Source organism: Thioclava kandeliae (assembly GCF_040297545.1).
GTDB classification, from domain to species: Bacteria; Pseudomonadota; Alphaproteobacteria; order Rhodobacterales; family Rhodobacteraceae; genus Thioclava; species Thioclava kandeliae.
The window spans coordinates 55,560-72,743 of the sequence record NZ_JAYWLC010000005.1; the positions used below are offsets into that span (position 1 = coordinate 55,560).

General features: G+C 63.4%; 15 protein-coding genes. 11 read left to right on the forward strand and 4 right to left on the reverse strand.

Annotation, left to right across the window (positions count from 1 at the left end; genetic code table 11):
- The 3 genes from VSX56_RS07995 to VSX56_RS08005 all read left to right on the forward strand — a co-directional run bounded on the left by VSX56_RS07995 (window position 1) and on the right by VSX56_RS08005 (window position 4,041).
- The gene (locus VSX56_RS07995; RefSeq protein ID WP_339114289.1) at window positions 1–3,069 is read left to right on the forward strand and encodes an efflux RND transporter permease subunit; all 3,069 of its coding nucleotides are present in this window, start codon (window positions 1–3) and stop codon (window positions 3,067–3,069) included.
- A 212-nt stretch (window positions 3,070–3,281) separates the two neighbouring features.
- Window positions 3,282–3,692 carry a hypothetical protein gene (locus VSX56_RS08000; protein ID WP_350936243.1) on the forward strand — a complete coding sequence of 137 codons (411 nt, stop codon included), beginning with the start codon at window positions 3,282–3,284 and terminating at the stop codon, window positions 3,690–3,692.
- A gap of 187 nt (window positions 3,693–3,879) precedes the next feature.
- Window positions 3,880–4,041, forward strand: a complete 162-nt coding sequence (locus tag VSX56_RS08005) for a hypothetical protein (RefSeq protein WP_339114287.1) — start codon at window positions 3,880–3,882, stop codon at window positions 4,039–4,041.
- Here the strand turns inward: VSX56_RS08005 and VSX56_RS08010 are convergent, their stop codons facing one another.
- Window positions 4,042–5,655 carry a GMC family oxidoreductase gene (locus tag VSX56_RS08010; RefSeq protein WP_339114286.1) on the reverse strand — a complete coding sequence of 538 codons (1,614 nt, stop codon included), beginning with the start codon at window positions 5,653–5,655 and terminating at the stop codon, window positions 4,042–4,044.
- A gap of 210 nt (window positions 5,656–5,865) precedes the next feature.
- On the opposite strand from VSX56_RS08010, the gene VSX56_RS08015 reads away from it, so the two are divergent.
- The 3 genes from VSX56_RS08015 (at window position 5,866) to VSX56_RS08025 (ending at window position 8,338) form a co-directional block, all read left to right on the forward strand.
- Window positions 5,866–7,176 carry a 3-deoxy-D-manno-octulosonic acid transferase gene (locus VSX56_RS08015; protein ID WP_350936246.1) on the forward strand — a complete coding sequence of 437 codons (1,311 nt, stop codon included), beginning with the start codon at window positions 5,866–5,868 and terminating at the stop codon, window positions 7,174–7,176.
- 96 nt (window positions 7,177–7,272) lie between these two features.
- Window positions 7,273–7,752: an NUDIX hydrolase gene (locus VSX56_RS08020; RefSeq protein ID WP_350936248.1), complete on the forward strand. Its 480-nt coding sequence runs from the start codon at window positions 7,273–7,275 to the stop codon at window positions 7,750–7,752.
- Window positions 7,753–7,897: 145 nt separating this feature from the next.
- Window positions 7,898–8,338 carry a DUF1178 family protein gene (locus VSX56_RS08025; RefSeq protein ID WP_339114283.1) on the forward strand — a complete coding sequence of 147 codons (441 nt, stop codon included), beginning with the start codon at window positions 7,898–7,900 and terminating at the stop codon, window positions 8,336–8,338.
- A gap of 10 nt (window positions 8,339–8,348) precedes the next feature.
- Here VSX56_RS08025 and VSX56_RS08030 read toward each other — a convergent pair whose 3' ends face one another.
- Window positions 8,349–9,860 carry a pyruvate kinase gene (locus tag VSX56_RS08030; protein WP_350936251.1) on the reverse strand — a complete coding sequence of 504 codons (1,512 nt, stop codon included), beginning with the start codon at window positions 9,858–9,860 and terminating at the stop codon, window positions 8,349–8,351.
- Window positions 9,861–10,071: 211 nt separating this feature from the next.
- Here VSX56_RS08030 and VSX56_RS08035 point away from each other — a divergent pair, with 211 nt between their 5' ends.
- Together VSX56_RS08035 and ptsP are read left to right on the forward strand one after the other, a co-directional pair.
- Window positions 10,072–11,334 (forward strand): aspartate kinase, encoded by a 1,263-nt coding sequence (locus VSX56_RS08035; RefSeq protein ID WP_339114281.1) that lies wholly within the window; start codon window positions 10,072–10,074, stop codon window positions 11,332–11,334.
- Window positions 11,335–11,390: 56 nt separating this feature from the next.
- Window positions 11,391–13,631: a phosphoenolpyruvate--protein phosphotransferase gene (ptsP, locus tag VSX56_RS08040; protein WP_350936253.1), complete on the forward strand. Its 2,241-nt coding sequence runs from the start codon at window positions 11,391–11,393 to the stop codon at window positions 13,629–13,631.
- Between the two features lie 77 nt (window positions 13,632–13,708).
- On the opposite strand, the gene VSX56_RS08045 is transcribed toward ptsP, so the two are convergent.
- Window positions 13,709–14,479 (reverse strand): EcsC family protein, encoded by a 771-nt coding sequence (locus VSX56_RS08045; protein WP_350936255.1) that lies wholly within the window; start codon window positions 14,477–14,479, stop codon window positions 13,709–13,711.
- A gap of 58 nt (window positions 14,480–14,537) precedes the next feature.
- Complete coding sequence (locus VSX56_RS08050; RefSeq protein WP_339114278.1) at window positions 14,538–15,038, reverse strand: GNAT family N-acetyltransferase; 501 nt, start codon at window positions 15,036–15,038, stop codon at window positions 14,538–14,540.
- Window positions 15,039–15,140: 102 nt separating this feature from the next.
- On the opposite strand from VSX56_RS08050, the gene VSX56_RS08055 reads away from it, so the two are divergent.
- The 3 genes from VSX56_RS08055 to VSX56_RS08065 are packed head-to-tail and all read left to right on the forward strand — an operon-like array spanning window position 15,141 to window position 17,179.
- Entirely contained in the window at window positions 15,141–15,743 is a 603-nt protein-coding gene (locus VSX56_RS08055) for a flavin reductase family protein (protein WP_339114277.1), read from the forward strand.
- 10 nt (window positions 15,744–15,753) lie between these two features.
- Complete coding sequence (locus VSX56_RS08060) at window positions 15,754–16,620, forward strand: S-methyl-5'-thioadenosine phosphorylase (protein ID WP_350936258.1); 867 nt, start codon at window positions 15,754–15,756, stop codon at window positions 16,618–16,620.
- Window positions 16,621–16,648: 28 nt separating this feature from the next.
- Window positions 16,649–17,179, forward strand: coding sequence for an adenine phosphoribosyltransferase (locus VSX56_RS08065; RefSeq protein WP_339114276.1), 531 nt, complete (start codon window positions 16,649–16,651; stop codon window positions 17,177–17,179).
- The last annotated feature ends 5 nt before the right edge of the window (window positions 17,180–17,184 follow it).

Sequence of the window (17,184 nt, forward strand, 5' to 3'; positions counted from 1 at the left end):
ATGCATTTCACCGAAATCTTCATCCGGCGGCCCGTGCTGTCGATGGTCATCGGCGCCTTCATGCTGTTGATCGGGGCGCAGGCCTTCTTCAACCTGCCGGTCCGTGAATATCCCGAGGTCGACGAGACCGTGGTGACCATCACCACCACCTATCCGGGGGCGGCGCCCGATCTCATTCAGGGCTTTATCACCGCGCCGATCTCGGCGGCGGTGGCCACCACCGAGAATATCGACTTCGTCACCTCCTCGTCGCGGCCTTCGGTCTCCACCGTCTCGGTCAATATGAAACTCGGTGCCAATCCCGATGTGGCGCTGACCGAAGTGCTGGCCAAGGTCCAGCAGGTGCGCTCCGATCTGCCCGATGGCGCGGAAGACCCGCAGATCGTCAAGGGCACGGGGATGACCTTCGCGCTGATGTATCTGGCCGCGACCAATCCCAATATGACGCAGGAACAGCTGACCGAATATCTCGACCGAGTCATCCGCCCCCGTATGTCCACCATTCAGGGCGTGGCCGAGATCCAGATCATCGGCGGCTCGACCTATGCGATGCGCGTCTGGATCGACCCGAAAAAACTCGCGGCACGCGGCGTGACCGCGGCAGAAGTGCTGCAGGCCATTCAGGCCTCGAACTTCCTGTCGGCCCCCGGTGCGACCGAGAACGATTTCTATACCCAGTCGATCACACTCAAATCTACGCTGTCCTCACCCGAGGCGTTCGGCGCACTGCCGATCCGTGGCGAGGGTGATAGCGTCATCCGGCTGCGCGATGTGGCACGGGTCGAGCTGGCTTCGGACGAGGCGGGCGAGATTGTCAGCTTCAATGGCCAGTCGGGCACCTTTATCGGCGTGATGCCGACGCCTGCGGCCAACCCGCTCGACACCGCGCAGGCGGTGATCGATGCGCTGCCCTCGATCAATGCCTCCCTGCCCGAGGGCATGGAAATTCAGAACGTCTACGACTCCACCGAGACCATCTCGGCCTCCATCGAGGAGGTGTTCCACACGATCGCCGAAGCCGTGATCATCGTGGTGCTGGTGATCTTGCTGTTCCTCGGCTCGGTGCGCTCGGTTCTGATGCCCATCATCACGATCCCGCTCTCGCTCGTGGGGGTGATGGCGGTGCTTCTGGCGCTGGGATACTCGATCAACCTGCTGACATTGCTGGCGATGGTTCTGGCCATCGGTCTGGTGGTGGATGACGCCATCGTGGTGGTGGAAAACATCCACCGCCACATCGAGGACGGTATGAAACCGATCCCCGCCGCCGTCAAAGGAATGAAGGAGATCACCGGTCCGGTCATCGCGATGACCATCACGCTGGCCGCCGTTCTCGCACCGCTGGCCTTTACCGGCGGCCTCACGGGGGCGCTCTTCACCGAGTTTGCCTTCACTTTGGCCGGATCGGTGATCCTGTCGGGCATTATCGCGCTGACCATCACGCCGATGATGTCGGGGCGGATCCTCAAATCGGGGCATGCAGGCGGTTTCCAGGGCTTTGTGGACCGCATCTTCGAAAAGCTCGCGGGCTTCTACGAGCGCCGCGTGACCGGATCGCTGAACATGCGCTGGGTCACGCTGCTGATCGTCTTGGTGCTCGTAGGCACCACCGGCTTCATGTTCACCAAAACCTCCACCGAACTGGCCCCCGAAGAGGATCAGGGCGCGCTCTTTGCCATCATGAAGGGCCCCAAATACGCGACCGACCGCTATACCTCGGCCTATATCAAGCAGGTGGACGAGAACACAAAGGACATCCCCGAGGTGCGGCAGAGCTTCTCGATCGCGGGCTTCGGCGGCGATGACGGTCAGGGGATCGAGATCTGGCAGCTCAAGGACTGGGCCGATCGCGACCGTTCGCAGGCCGAGGTCCAGCAGGATATTCAGGCAGGGCTGAACAGATCGCCGGGCCTTCAGGGCTTCGCCTTCGCGCCGCCCACCCTGCCGGGGGCCGGTGGTGGCCTGCCGATCTCGGTCATCATCCAGTCGGTCAACAGCTCGTCCCGCGTGGCCGAAGTCTCGGCGGAGATCACCCAGAAGGCCATGCAGTCGGGCAAGTTCATCATCGTGCAGAACTCGCTCAGCTATGATGCGCCCGAGGTGCAGGTGACCATCGACCGTGACCGCGCCGCCTCGCTCAATGTGCCGATCAGCCAGATCGGGCAAACGCTGGGCCTTCTGGTGGGCGGTGGCTCTGTCGCGCAGTTCGACCGCGATTCGAACAGCTATGACATCATCACGCAAGTGCCGCGCAACTTCCGCCAGAACCCCGAGGAGCTGGGCAATTACTTCGTGCGCGCCTCGACCGGCGAAATGGTGCCGCTCTCGGCGCTGGTGAAGATCGAAGGCGGCGTGCGTTCTGCGGCCATCGAGCAGTTCAACCAGCTCAACTCTTCCACCATCACCGCCCTCCCCCTGCCCACGGTTTCCACCGGTGAAGGTCTGGCAGAAATCCAGAAAATCGCCAACGAGACCATCCCCGACGGATTCTTCATCGATTATTCCGGCCAGTCGCGGCTGGAGGTCACGCAGGGCAACACCATCGTCATCGCCTTTGCGGCGGCCATTCTGGTGATCTATCTGGTGCTGGCCGCGCAATTCGAGAGCTTCCGCGACCCCTTCATCATCCTGATGACGGTTCCGCTGACGATCTTCGGGGCGCTCCTGCCGCTCAATATCGGGCTCGGCACGCTCAACATCTACTCCCAGGTCGGCCTGATCACCCTTGTGGGCCTGATCACCAAGCACGGGATCCTGATGGTCGAGTTTGCCAACCAGCAGCGCGAGGAGCACGGGTTGATGCGACGCGAGGCGATCATCGCCGCCGCTCGCACCCGCCTGCGCCCGATCCTGATGACCACCGCCGCCATGGCGCTTGCGGTGATCCCCCTGGTGATCGCCGAGGGCGCAGGGGCTGCGGCCCGTCAGGCGATGGGGGTCGTGATGTTCTCCGGTCTGATCATCGGCACGCTCTTCACCCTCTTCGTGGTGCCGATGTTCTACACCTTCATCTCGCCCTCCGATCAGGCATGGCGCAAGGCCCGCGAACGGAAGATAGCCGCAGGCTGAGCCATAAGGCAAACCACTCTAGTAAGGCCCCGATGATCAGTCATCGGGGCCTTTTGAACTTAATAGTTCAGTTTCAAGGGGCGTTTGTGTTTTTTTACGCACACCAAAAGGATAGTTTTGGGGAATTACCTATTGAGGTGCACATTGCTAGATATCACTCATCAAGAACACGCCGGATGGCACTGACCCGGCACATCACTGGAGATAGAGATATGAAAACCATTCTGACCACCGCCGCCCTGATCGTTGCAGCAACCGCAGGTATCGCTTCGGCTCAAAGCAATGACGCACAGCTCGCAGCCCTGCTGAACGTGAACGGCGCCGAATTCACCACCGCCGAGCTGAACAACATCAACGAGGCCCGTCGTGATGGCGATGTCGAGAAAGCCAACTACTTCCTAAACCACGAGAACCGTGCGGATGCCTCGGCAGGCAGCCACGGCAAAGCACAGCTGGCCGCACAGCTGGGTGTGAACGCTTCCGACTACACGCTGGCCGAGCTGGTCACCGTCGACAGCGCGCGCCGCGACAACAACATCCAGAACGCCGATTACGTTCTCAACGGGACCTCGCGCACCTCGGTCGCACCGATCGCGACTCCCTATATCGGCACCGGTCGCTAAGCGGACCAAGCGCCCCGGCCTTCGGGCATAGGGCAACACGAACGGCTATCGGGAGAGATCCCGGTAGCCGTTTTCCATTTATCCGGGCAACGCCCGATTTGGCCCAGCGCGGGCGGATCGCCCCAAGAACAGACTTGCCGGATATGCCGCGCTCTGGCAGGGAGATAGAAGCCAAGGAGACCAGATCATGGATTACAGCAAATCCGGCAATGCGCCCTCTGACAAGAATGCGCCGCGCCACGCCGAACATAACGCCAAGGGCAGCGACAAGAACCCCTTCGGTGGCAAGGCGGATAAAGCCGCCCTGCTGGCCCGCATGAAGGCCGCAGCCAAGAAGACCGAGAAGTAATCACTCGGCCGCCATACTGCCCGCGCGTGCATCCTCAAGGATCATGCGCGCGGCTTTCTCGGCGATCATCATGGTCGGTGCATTGGTATTGCCCGAGGGAATGGACGGCATGATCGAGGCATCGGCAATGCGCAGCCCCTCGACCCCGCGCACGCGTAGCCGCGTATCGACTACCGATTCGTCATCAATCCCCATTCGGCAGGTGCCGACGGGATGGAAGATCGTCGTTCCGATATCCCCCGCAGCCCCGATCAGCTCCTCGTCGCTCTGATAGCGCATCCCGGGTTTGTATTCCTCGGGGTTGAAACGAGCAAAGGCGGGCTGGCTTGCCACATGGCGCACCTGACGGATCGCCCGTGCCGCAACCAGCCGGTCCCCTTCGGTCGAGAGATAGTTCGGCGCAATCACCGGATGCTCGCGGAAATCGCCCGAACGTATATGGATCGAACCACGGCTTTCGGGGCGCAGGTTACACACGCTGGCCGTCATGCCGGGGAAGGGATGCACCGCATCCCCGAATTTATCAAGGCTCACCGGCTGGACGTGATATTCCAGATCGGGCGTCGCTTTCTCGGGCGAGGATCGCGTGAACACCCCCACCTGACTGGGCGCCATCGCCATCGGCCCCGAGCGCTTGAGCGCATATTCCGCCCCGATCATGGCTTTGCCCCAAAGGGTCGAGGCCATCGTGTTCAGACTTTTGACGCCTTGCACCTTATAGACCAGCCGCAACTGCAGATGGTCCTGCAGGTTCTCCCCCACATTCGCGCTTTCAATGCGGGGGGTGACACCCATTCCCGCCAGTGTCTCGGCCTTGCCGATCCCCGAGAGTTCAAGCACCTGAACGGACCCTACCGCCCCTGCGGACAGGATCACCTCATGGGCGGATACCTCATGGCTCTGGCCCTGCCGATGATAGACCACGCCTGTGACCCGACGCCCCTCGAGGCGCAGCCTCTCGACCTGTGCACCGGTGCGGATCTCCAGATTGGGGCGCGATTTTACGGGGTTGAGAAACGCCCGCGCGGCAGACCAACGCCAGCCACTACGCTGGGTCACATGGAAATACCCGCCGCCTTCATTGGTGCCGGTGTTGAAATCATCACTTCGCGGAAAGCCCGCCTGCTCCGCCGCCTCTAGGAACGCATCCAGAACATCCCAGCGCACACGGGCCTTTTCCACCCGCAGAGGCCCTCCCGCGCCATGCAGATCCGAGGCCCCGCGATAGAAATCCTCCTGCGCCATGAATAAAGGCAGGACATCATCCCAGCCCCAGCCTGTGCATCCCATCTGGCGCCAGCCGTCATAATCGGCCGCCTGCCCGCGCATATAGATCATCCCGTTGATCGACGAGCACCCGCCAAGGATGCGCCCACGCGGATAGAGAAGTTCGCGCCCGTTCAGCCCTGCATCCGGCGCGGTCTTATAGCCCCAATCGGTGCGCGGATTCCCGATGCAGTACAGATAACCCACCGGAATATGCACCCAATGGTAGTTATCCTTGCCACCCGCCTCCAGAAGCAGAACACGGTTGCGCGGATCCGCGCTCAGGCGGTTGGCCAGCACGCAGCCCGCCGAACCCGCCCCGATGATCACATAATCGAAATTGTCCATAATACTCCTCCCTGTTAATCCCTGTAAAATAGCAGAGGCACCCATTCGGATGCGCTTCCTTCCCCAAGGAAAGCTTCGCAACGGATCGGGCGCTTGGCAAGCCCGCTGCGCATGGGGCGATGTCGTTGCCGCTATAACCCTGCGTCCGGTAACCTTTGGCCCCAAGGTCGCGTCATCTTGGCTTGCATCTGCGGTCGTGGCAGGTTTTGGATGCCGCGCACCCCCTGCCTGATCGAGGATCTGCCTTTGCTGCGTTACCGCCTGCTCCTGTCCCTTGCCCTACCCTTGCTGCTTGCCCATCTCCTCTGGGGCTGGGCGCGCGGGCGGCAAAGCCGCACGGGGCTGGCGGAGCGGCTGGGTGGCCTGCCATCCGGCCCGAGCCAGCCCCTCCCCCATACAGCCCGACCGGTCTGGCTGCATGCGGCCTCCAATGGCGAACTCACCTCGGCCCGTCCGGTGCTCGACTGGCTCGTGACGCAGGGCCATAGCCTGCTCGTCACCACCAACTCTGCTACCGGACAGGATCTCGCACGAAACTGGCGCGAGGCCGGCAGCCTGCCGCCAGGCACACGGATCGTTCTGGCCCCTCTGGACGCGCGCTGGGTGCTGCGCCGCTTCCTGCGCCATCACCGCCCCTCGGCTCTCATCGTCATCGAAAACGAGATCTGGCCCAACCGTTTCGCCCTCATGCAAGAGGCGAACCATCCCTGCCTGATGCTCGGAGCGCGGCTGTCGGAGGGCTCGGCGCGGTTCTGGCAGCGCCTCTCCCCCGGCAACGTCCTTGCAGGGCTAACGGCCGTCTCTGCACAGGAGGCCGCTTCCGAGGCACGCTTCCTGCGCTTGGGAGTCCTTGCGACCCACCTCCTCCCCCGGATTAACCTCAAAACGGCTGTCGTCCCCCAGAACCTGCCACCGCTCGCCCCCTGGCCCGCAGACTGGACCCGCCAAAACACATGGCTTGCGGCCTCGACCCATGAGGGCGAGGAAGAACTGATCCTCGAGGCCTTTTCCACAGCCCGTGCATCCCGCCCCGAGCTGCGTCTGATCCTTGCGCCGCGCCACCCGCGCCGCGCTGCAGAAATCACCCGCATGATTACCGCCCGTGGCTTTACCCTCGCGCGCCGCTCGCAGGGTGAGCCGCCCTCAGGGCCGGTCTATCTGGCCGATACGCTGGGCGAGATGGGCCATTGGTATGGCCGATCCGCGGCCTGTTTCACCGGAGCTTCCTTCGTTCCCAAAGGCGGCCATACCCCGTTCGAGCCGCTGGTCTATGGCTGCGCCCTGTTCCACGGTCAGCATTTCGAGAATGCGCGCGAAGCCTATGAGCGGCTCGATGCCTGCGGCGGCGCCCGCCTTCTGCCCGATGCAGATGCGTTGGCACAAGCAATGGCCACCCTCACCCAGCCCGACTTCCGTGCGATGTCGGACGCTGCCCGTTCGGGTCTCCCCGAGACCGATCCTGCCTATTTAAGCGGCTTTCTCGCGCAGCTTGCCCCCTTAATACCACCTCCAGATGTATAAATTCATCTATATGTCATTGGCGGGTCACCGGAATGCGCTAGATTTGTGGAAAAGGCGCAAACACCGCCCCCTCCCAACAGGCAGCCCGCAGACCCAATGAAACTCGACCGCAAGCTCAATCTTCTCGAACGCACTGCCCTTGGCAAATCGGCGCAGGAAGCAGCCCTTTGCCTGCGCATGAAGGCCGGACGGCTGCAGGTGCTGATGATCACCTCGCGCGATAGCGGCCGCTGGATCCTCCCCAAAGGCTGGCTGATGAAAGACTGTGCCGCAGGCGAGACCGCGCTGTGCGAGGCATGGGAAGAGGCGGGCGTTGTGGGCCGGCTTTGCGAGGATGGCCCCGTCGGCCATTACACCTACCAGAAGCTCTTCGAGGACGGCATAACCCGCCGTTGCAATGTCGATCTGCATGTGGTCCGCGTGATCCGTTTGGAGGCAAAATTCCCCGAAAAAGGCCAGCGCCGCCGCAAATGGATGGACATCTCCAAAGCCGCGACATCGGTCATGGAACGCGATCTGGCGCGCCTGCTGCGGGAATTGCCCGACCAGCTCCCTGACCGGTTGCCGCAGCTATAAATCTTGCGTTTACTGCAATCATGCTTAAGTAAACCCGAGCACGAAAGTGCAGGCCCTCGATCGGGGCCGTTCAATCGGGAAGCTCCGCTCCGTGCCGGATCAGCATCGGCCACAGGGCGCGGGCGGGGTGTTTTAGGGTAGATCCATGATCCGCTACACGCTGAAATGCGCAGATGGACATCAATTCGACGGCTGGTTCGCCTCCGGAGAGGCCTTTGACACGCAATGCGCCAAGGGACTGGTCACCTGCGCGGTCTGCGGCTCTGCCGATGTGTCGAAGTCCCTGATGGCCCCGTCGGTGCAATCTCCCCGCAAAATGGCCGCCGCCCCAGCGCAAAAAGCCCCCTCGCTGAGCGCTCCGGCCAGCGAGATGGAAGCGGCCATGGCCAAGCTGCGCGAGCATATCGAGAAAAACTCGGATTATGTCGGCGATGATTTCGTGCGGGAGGCCCGTGCCATGCATGAGGGCGATGCTCCCGAGCGGGCGATCCATGGCGAGGCCAAGCCCGACGAGGCCCGCGCGCTGCTGGAAGACGGGATCGGCATCATGCCCCTGCCCTTCGCGCCGCGCCGCAAAACCAACTAGCCCCAGCCCGCTATGCAGACCAGCGGACGAAGCCTCCAAGCCGCGCGCTGGTCCTTGTCATGAACCGCTCGGCCCGCAGCAGGACCTCCGACATTTCCCCGATCGCGCGAATTGTATGCGGCCCGTGCTCAAGCATAACGCAATCGGCCGGATGGCTCAGCGCCGCCTCGTTCCACTCGGCACGGCTCTGACGCCCCTCCTGCACCAGCCGCTCCATGAGGCCGGGCGCCCAGAGCACCGGCACCTCTGCCGCACGGCACAGCCAGAAGATCGTGTCCTGCACCTCGCTCAACCGCGCATAGCCCAGCTCGAGTGCCAACTCGGGGCGCGAGATCATCACCCCCACCCCGCAGCGCCCGCCGGTGGCCACGATCAGATCGGGAAGGTTGTGCCATGCCTGCGCTGTCTCGATGCGCAGAATGATCACCGGCCGCGGCCCCTCCGGCTGGAGCCGTTCCAGCTCCGCGAAGAACGCCTGCACCGCCTTCGGGGTCTGCAACGAGACGCTGAGATTATCGGCATGGCGCAGGGCCACCTCCAGCGCGGGCAGATCCTCCGGCCCGAGCGGTGGTAACTCCGGCTCGGCGCCGGCAAGACTGACCGGCATCCCCGGTTTGAGCCGTGCGCCCCGTGGAGGTGTCGCGGTCACCTCTACCCGCACCCTGTCGGGACCGCTACGGACGACCTCTCCCTGCAACTTGCCCCCGTTGATCCGAATCACACACCCCTCTGTCAGCGCCTCCCAATGGGCGGGCTGGCTGAGCGTGATGCGGGGAACATCGCCCTTGACCAGTTTTTCGACGACCTCGAACCGGTCGCCGATGCGCAACCGGCCATGGCCGCCGATCATCCGCGCCACCCGGCAGTGCGGCCCGGCAATGTCGATCTGCACCGGCACCCGCCGACCCAGATCCTGCGCGACCTCGCGGGCCATCTGTGCCAGCCCGCTCCAGTCCTCCGGCCCGCCCGAGGACAGATCGATGCGCAGCGCATCGGCGCCTGCCCCGATCAGGTGTCGCAGATAGCTCTCGGCAGTGCGCGGCTCGCCGCCCTCCGGCGGGGTGGTGATGCAGTTGATCCCGAGGCTCGCCATGATCCGTGCATGTGGCGCGTGCCGACGGGCGCCAAACATCTGCCCGCGCCGCGCGGCAAGCCGTGCAGGCCCCGCAGCAAAGACCTCGACCGGCGGATAATCAGCCACGGCCTGACCGGAAATCAGCGCCAGAGACGCCAGAACCGCATCGATCGAGGCCCGCAGATGCGGTTCGGCACGGTTGAGCGAGGAAATCCCGAAAGAGGCGAAAGGTGCCTCGAACGGGGCCAGCTCGCCCGGCGCAAGCGAGAGGTAATCCGCCAGATTGCGGGCCGAGGGGTAGAATTCGGGACGTTTGATCCAGTCATCCCACAGGTCCATCTGCCCCTGCGCGCGCTCGTCCATCGCCATCCGCAGCCCCGTCAGCGCCGTAGACAGCCCCGTCGCCTGCGCCTTGCGCTCTTCCATCTCGCGTTCGTGCAAGCTCATAGGCTCCTCCTCCCGAGACAGGACACATGCCAAGGATCCGACGGCACCGGTCTATCAAGGCCGCCGCGCCCTCGCTACCGCCCCACAACGACATTCTTATGACAGAAGCGATGGATCACCATATCGCCACTCTTGCGCAGGGGTAGCGCTTGCTTTAACCGGAACCCGAACTCCCGGCACAGGGACCGGGCAGCGAAGCGAGGGGGAAGATATGCCGCTTCTCGTCATGAAATTCGGTGGCACTTCGGTGGCCGATCTCGACCGCATTGCCAATGCGGCCGCTAAGGTCCAGCGCGAAGTTGAGCGGGGCTATGACGTCATCGTAATCGTGTCGGCTATGTCCGGCAAGACCAACGAGCTTGTGGGCTGGGTCGAGAAGACCGCGCCCCTCTACGACGCGCGCGAATATGACGCCGTCGTGGCCTCGGGTGAGAATATCACCGCCGGTCTGATGGCGCTGCGCCTGCAGGAAATGGGCGTGCCCGCGCGCAGCTGGCAAGGCTGGCAGGTGCCGATCAACACGACCTCGGCCCATAGCGCCGCGCGCTTCAAGTCGATTCCGCGCGACAATATCGACGCGAAATTCGCCGAAGGTATGAAGGTCGCTGTCGTGGCCGGTTTCCAAGGCCTGTCGGAAGAAGGCCGCATCACCACGCTGGGTCGTGGTGGCTCGGATACCACCGCCGTGGCCTTTGCCGCCGCCTTCGATGCCGAGCGTTGCGACATCTATACCGATGTCGACGGCATCTACACCACCGACCCCCGCGTCTCGGGCAAGGCCCGCAAGCTCGACAAGATCGCCTTCGAGGAGATGCTGGAACTGGCCTCGCTGGGCGCGAAAGTCCTGCAAACCCGCTCGGTCGAGCTGGCAATGCGTTTTAATGTGCGCCTACGGGTGCTGTCCTCCTTCGAGGATACCGACGAAAACTCCGGAACCCTGGTCTGCGGCGAGGAAGAAATCATGGAATCGAAAGTCGTCTCTGGTGTCGCCTTCTCGCGCGACGAGGCAAAAATCACGCTGTTCACCATTCACGACCGTCCGGGCGTGGCGCAGGCCATCTTCGGCCCGCTGGCCGATGCCGGTGTGAATGTCGATATGATCGTGCAGAACATCTCGGAAAAGGACTATGACGACACCTATGCCGGTGCTGTCACCGATATGACCTTCTCGCTGCCGATCAATCAGGTCGCCCGCGCCCAGAAGGCGATGGAAGAGGCCAAATCCGCAGGCAAGATCAACTACGACCAGCTGATCATCGATACCGAGGTTGCCAAGGTGTCGGTCGTGGGTATCGGCATGCGCAGCCATGCAGGCGTCGCCGCCAAGATGTTCCAGGCGCTTTCCGCCGAAAACATCAACATCAAGGTCATCTCCACTTCGGAAATCAAGATTTCCGTCCTGATCGACCGGAAATATATGGAATTGGCCGTTCAGGCACTCCATGATGCGTTTGAACTGGACCAGAAAGGCTAACGCCTTTCTACCCTGTTTCGGGCGTAACTATCGAACCAAAGGATCGGCCTTTTCTCATGGCGGAACGCAGTGATAGCGACAGTCGGAACCTGTTGCGCCGTTTGCGCGACGTCCTGGCCGAGCCTGGCAACGGTCAGGACAGGTTGGACCGGATCACCTCGCTGATCGCCCATTCCATGGGCACCGAGGTGTGTTCGATCTACCTGTTCCGCGACCCCGAGACGCTGGAACTCTGTGCCACCGAAGGCCTGAAACCCGAAGCTGTGCACCAGACACGGATGCGTCTGGGCGAGGGCCTCGTGGGCCGCGTCGCCCGTGTCGGCAACCCGATCAACACCCATGACGCCCCCTCTGCCCCCGGTTTCCGCTATATGCCCGAGACCGGCGAGGAGATATATTCGAGCTTCCTCGGCGTGCCGATCCAGCGAGTGGGCGAGAAACTGGGCGTGCTCGTTGTGCAGTCGAAAGAGGCGCGCGATTACAAGGATGACGAGGTCTATGGCCTCGAGGTCGTCGCCATGGTGTTGGCCGAGATGACCGAGCTGGGCGCCTTTGTGGGCGATGGCGAGGGGATCGGGCACAGCCATCGTTTTCCGGTGATGTTCCGCGGCTCCTCCGGTCAGGAAGGCGCCTGCGAGGGCCGCGTCTGGCTGCATGAACCGCGCGTGGTGGTCACCAATCCCGTGGGCGACGATCCCGATCACGAGAAACAGCGGCTCGAAGATGCTGTGGGCGCGCTTCAGGCGCAGGTCAATGACATGATCTCCGGCTCCGGCGATATGGATATGGACCACCGGCAGGTGCTCGAGACCTACCGGATGCTGGCCAATTCGCGCGGCTGGATGCGGCGGATGACCGAGGATATCGCGCTTGGCCTTTCGGCCGAGGCCGCGGTCGAGAAGGAACAGTCGCAGAACCGTTCGCGGCTCGAACAGGCGGCTGATCCCTATCTGCGCGAGCGCCTCTCGGATCTTGATGATCTCTCGAACCGGCTCCTGCGCCTCTTGACGGGGCAAGGCACCCATACCGGCGCCGAGCTGCCCGAGAACCCCGTTCTGGTTGCCAAGAATATCGGCCCTGCGGAACTCCTTGATTACGGACGCGGGCTGAAAGGCGTGGTGCTGGAGGAAGGCTCGGTCGGCAGTCACGCGGCCGTCGTGGCGCGGGCGCTGGCCATCCCTCTGGTGATCCATGCCAAGCGGATCACCACCGAGGCACTCAATGGCGACCCGATTCTGGTGGATGGCGATCAGGGCGTGGTGCATCTGCGCCCCGAAGACCCTGTGGCCAATGCGTTCCGCGACAAGATCGCGATGCAGGCCGAGGCCCAGAAACGCTATGCCGATCTGCGCGATCTGCCCGCCGAGGACCGGCAGGGCACACGGATCAATCTGGTGATGAATGCGGGGCTTCTGGCCGATCTGCCCTCGCTGCAAAATAGCGGCGCCGAGGGTGTGGGCCTGTTCCGCACCGAGCTACAATTCCTGACCCGCTCGCGGGTGCCACGCCGCGACGAGCTGGCCCAGCTCTATAACCGCGTGATGGATGCAGCTCAAGGCAAGCCGGTCAAATTCCGCACGCTCGATATCGGCTCGGACAAGGTCCTGCCCTATATGAAACCGCAGGACGAGCCCAACCCCGCGATGGGCTGGCGCGCGATCCGTGTGGGGCTCGACAAGCCCGGCGTCTTGCGGATGCAGCTGCAGGCGCTGATCCGCGCCGCCGGCACGCGCCCTTTGGAGGTGATGTTCCCCTTCATCGCCTGCCCGTCAGAGTTCTATGCCGGACGCGATGCGCTGTTGCGCCAGCGCGACCGCGAGGCAGCCCTTGGCCGCCCCGTCCCCGAATGCCTGAAGATCGGCGCCATGCTGGAGACGCCGTCGCTGGGCTTTGCGCCAGACAGTTTCTACCAGACCTGCGATTTCATCTCGATCGGCGGCAATGATCTCAAGCAGTTCTTCTTTGCGGCGGATCGAGAAAACGAGCGTGTGCGGCGGCGCTATGACACGCTGGATGTCAGCTTCCTGACCTTCCTCGAGCGGATCATCGTGCGCTGCGAGGCCACCAATACAGTGTTGAGTTTCTGCGGCGAGGATGCGGGCCGCCCTGTAGAGGCGCTGACCTTCGCGGCGCTGGGGCTCAGGACGCTCTCGATGCGGCCTGCCTCGATCGGGCCGATCAAACACCTGATCCGCCGCGCCGATCTGGCCGAGCTGCGCCAGATCGTACAGCGTGTGCGCAATGAGGGGCATAGCTCTGTGCGCAATGCGGTCACGACCTATCTGGCCCATCTGTAAGGCAGGAAGGGGCTCTGCCCCTCTCGGGGCCTGACGGCCCCGCTTCACCCCGGGATATTTAGGGACGCTGGAAAGGTTCAGCGTTTGCGGCTGATCCGCGCGACCAGTTCCTCGCGCAGGAGGCCTTCGTCGATCTGCGCATCGCGGGCGAGGCGCTTGAGGCCGAAATGCACCCGCGCCACATCCTGATAGTAGCTGGTGAAGGTATAGTTGACCGCAGCGCCCGCCACAGCACCCAGAAGCGGCGCCGCCTGGGCCGCGAGTTTCTGGCCCAGAACTGCCGACAGGCGCGGGGCGACCTTGGCGATCAGTCCCTGCATGGACGAGCCTGTCAATGTCACACGCGTGGCGATCAGACCGACATCGGTGCCGTCATCCCCTTCGAGCGGACCGGCGGAGGCGAAGATGCGCAGGCATTCGGTCTTCACCTCATCAGAGGCCGGATCGAAGCCGTGTTCGGCCGCGATCCCCTGAATGGAGCGCAGGAGCATGGTGATGGTCAACGGCAGTTCTGCGGCCGCGCCGGGCAGGCCCGCAAAGCCTCCCGCCGCCCCCATCGCCGTCGTCAATGCCCTGTTGAGCCAGTCCGGCTTGTCCTCGACGACACCGCGCGAGCGGCCTGCCGCAGCCAGAGCCGTCTGGAGCGCCCTGGCCGTGATTCCCTCCAGACCACCACGCACGGGGCTCGGGAGTTTATTCAGAAGTGTCTCGGCAGAGCCGCCGAGATAGGACAGGAGCTGCATGCCCGGCCCGGAGGCCGAACGGTAGCGCCGCGCCAGCCCGTCCAGCTCGCGCATCACGTTGTGATCGGTCAGGGGTTCGAAGATTTCGGCGGTGGTCTGAGACATGGGCATACTCCCTTTCCGTTCAGATATGGAGCGGGCAGGCGCGAGTGCAAGAGGCCGGTCAGGCGCCCGGGGAAGGGGTCGTGAATTTCTCGACCTCGCCGGTCACGCCTTCCCATGCGCCGGGCACCAGTTCCAGCGCAAGCACACGGTCGGGGTTGGTGGGCGGCGGCATGATCACGTCATCGATCTTCCAGAACCCGAAGCGGCGGTAATAGGGCTCGTCCCCGACCAGCAGCACCCGCTCCCAGCCGATGCGTCGCGCCTCGTTGAGGCTTTCATGCATGAGCATTCCGCCCAGGCCTTCGCCCTGACGGGTGGGGTGGACGGCCACAGGCCCCAGAAGCAGGCAGCGATGCCCCGAGACCAGGATCGGCCAGTAGCGGATCACCGCGGCCAGAATGCCGTCCTGCCGCAATGTAAGGCAGAGCTGGCTGACTTTGGGCACGTTATCGCGCAGCCGGTAGGAGGAAAGCGCGGTCCGGCCGGGCGCGAAGCACAGGTCATAGAGCGCCTCGACTTCCCACCAGTCGGCCTCGTTTTCTTCGTCGAGCTGATACATCGGCCACGCCCCATGCGATCTGATCCCCGAACACCAAGGCTGGGGCTTTCCATTCCGCCTAGCACGCGGCAGTGTCAGGTTCAAACCATAGGAGGCATCGAAATGTTCTATCGTCCTGCTCAGGGACACGGCCTGCCGCATGATCCGTTCAGCGCCATCGTCTCGCCCCGCCCCATTGGCTGGATCTCGACACGCGGCAAGCTGGGCGACAATCTGGCGCCCTATTCCTTCTTCAATGCCGCCGCCTATACGCCCCCGCAGGTCGTGTTTTCCTCGCTGGGTGCGAAAGAGGATCGCGACGGCACCAAAGACAGCCTCGCCCAGATCCGCGAGAGCGGGGTGTTCTGCGTCAATCTGGTAGAGCCCGCGCTGGTCGAGGTGATGAATGCCAGCACCGCGCCCTATCCGGCGGGGGTGGACGAGTTCGCGGCCTGCGGCATCGAGAAGGCCGAGTGCAGCGAGATCGACTGCCCGCGTGTGGCGCAGGCGCCCGCCGCGTTGGAATGCCGGTTTGTGGGCGAGATGCCGTTACTGGGTATGGCAGATGTGCTTGTCCATGCCGAGGTGGTGGGCGTACATCTGCGAGAGGATTGCCTGACAGACGGGATCTACCGTCCGCCAGGCTGGGTCAGCCGGCTGGGCTATCGCGGGGATTATGCCACCGTGACCGATACATGGGAACTGCTGCGCCCGCGTTTGAAGTAAGGAAAACATGATGGACAAGGTAATCGGGATCATCGGCGGCTCGGGGCTTTATGACATTGCGGGGCTGGAAAACCGCAAATGGCAGGCGGTCGAGACACCTTTCGGCAGCCCGTCGGACGAGCTGCTGACAGGCGAGCTGGACGGGGTGCGGATGGTTTTCCTGCCCCGCCACGGGCGCGGCCATGTGCATATGCCCACCACGGTGAATTACCGCGCCAATATCGCGGCGATGAAGACCATGGGTGTGACCGATCTGGTGGCGGTCTCGGCGGTGGGGTCGCTGAAAGAAGACTATGCGCCGGGCGATTTTCTGGTGGTGAACCAGTATATCGACCGCACCTTCGCCCGCGAGAAAAGCTTTTTCGGGACGGGGCTTGTGGGCCATGTGCCGTTTTCCCACCCGACCTGCGCACGGCTTTCGGAGGTCTGTCTGGAGGCGGGCCACGAGGCAGGTGGCACCATGCATAGGGGCGGCACCTATGTGGCGATGGAGGGTCCGCAATTTTCCACTCTGGCCGAGAGCCGCCTCTACCGGAGCTGGGGCGCGGATGTGATCGGGATGACCGGCATGCCCGAGGCCAAACTCGCCCGCGAGGCCGAGATCTGCTACGCCTGTATCGCGATGATCACCGATTACGACTGCTGGCACCCCGATCATGACGCGGTCGATGTGGCGCAGGTAGTGGCCACCGCCAAGGCCAATGCGCAACTGGCGCGCTCGGTCATCGCGGCGCTGCCCAAGCGCCTCAAAGGGCCGCAAAGCGATTGCGCTTCGGGATGTAACCGTGCATTGGACGGGGCGATCATGACGGCGCCCGAGTGCCGCGATCCCGAGATGAAAGAGAAACTGAACTGCGTGGCTGGTCGCGTCCTGTGACCCCCTCCCCGCCCGCACGGAGACACCCATGAAAACCGTCAAGGATTACATCCGCACCATCGCCGATTTCCCGCATGAGGGGATCCTGTTCCGCGATGTCACCACCCTCTTCGCCGACCCGCGCGGCTTCCGCATGGCGATCGACCAGCTCCTGCACCCTTGGGCAGGCCAGCCGATCGACAAGGTTGTAGGGCTTGAGGCGCGCGGGTTCATCCTTGGCGGGGCGATTGCCCACCAGCTGTCGAAAGGGTTTGTCCCGATCCGCAAGAAGGGCAAGCTGCCGGGCCAGACCATCAGCCAGGCCTACAAGCTGGAATATGGCGAGGCGATCATGGAGATGCATGAAGACGCCATCCAGCCCGGAGAGCGGGTGCTGATCGTCGATGACCTTCTGGCAACGGGTGGCACCTGCGGTGCGGGGATACAGCTCATCGAGAAGCTGGGCGGCCAGATCGTGGGCTGCTCCTTCATCGTGGATCTGCCCGAACTGGGCGGACGCCGCAAGCTGGAAGCGATGGGGCAACAGGTGCAGGTTTTGTGCGAATTCGAAGGGCTTTGATCGCG

Excerpts from the sequence above, each read along its gene's own strand:
- VSX56_RS08000 (WP_350936243.1), top strand. The coding sequence starts at position 3,282 with ATGAAAACCATTCTGACCACCGCCGCCCTGATCGTTGCAGCAACCGCA.
- VSX56_RS07995 (WP_339114289.1), top strand. The coding sequence starts at position 1 with ATGCATTTCACCGAAATCTTCATCCGGCGGCCCGTGCTGTCGATGGTC.
- VSX56_RS08020 (WP_350936248.1), top strand. The coding sequence starts at position 7,273 with ATGAAACTCGACCGCAAGCTCAATCTTCTCGAACGCACTGCCCTTGGC.
- VSX56_RS08010 (WP_339114286.1), bottom strand. The coding sequence starts at position 5,655 with ATGGACAATTTCGATTATGTGATCATCGGGGCGGGTTCGGCGGGCTGC.
- VSX56_RS08055 (WP_339114277.1), top strand. The coding sequence starts at position 15,141 with ATGTTCTATCGTCCTGCTCAGGGACACGGCCTGCCGCATGATCCGTTC.
- VSX56_RS08035 (WP_339114281.1), top strand. The coding sequence starts at position 10,072 with ATGCCGCTTCTCGTCATGAAATTCGGTGGCACTTCGGTGGCCGATCTC.
- VSX56_RS08030 (WP_350936251.1), bottom strand. The coding sequence starts at position 9,860 with ATGAGCTTGCACGAACGCGAGATGGAAGAGCGCAAGGCGCAGGCGACG.
- VSX56_RS08045 (WP_350936255.1), bottom strand. The coding sequence starts at position 14,479 with ATGTCTCAGACCACCGCCGAAATCTTCGAACCCCTGACCGATCACAAC.
- VSX56_RS08060 (WP_350936258.1), top strand. The coding sequence starts at position 15,754 with ATGGACAAGGTAATCGGGATCATCGGCGGCTCGGGGCTTTATGACATT.
- ptsP (WP_350936253.1), top strand. The coding sequence starts at position 11,391 with ATGGCGGAACGCAGTGATAGCGACAGTCGGAACCTGTTGCGCCGTTTG.
- VSX56_RS08005 (WP_339114287.1), top strand. The coding sequence starts at position 3,880 with ATGGATTACAGCAAATCCGGCAATGCGCCCTCTGACAAGAATGCGCCG.
- VSX56_RS08050 (WP_339114278.1), bottom strand. The coding sequence starts at position 15,038 with ATGTATCAGCTCGACGAAGAAAACGAGGCCGACTGGTGGGAAGTCGAG.
- VSX56_RS08015 (WP_350936246.1), top strand. The coding sequence starts at position 5,866 with ATGCCGCGCACCCCCTGCCTGATCGAGGATCTGCCTTTGCTGCGTTAC.
- VSX56_RS08065 (WP_339114276.1), top strand. The coding sequence starts at position 16,649 with ATGAAAACCGTCAAGGATTACATCCGCACCATCGCCGATTTCCCGCAT.
- VSX56_RS08025 (WP_339114283.1), top strand. The coding sequence starts at position 7,898 with ATGATCCGCTACACGCTGAAATGCGCAGATGGACATCAATTCGACGGC.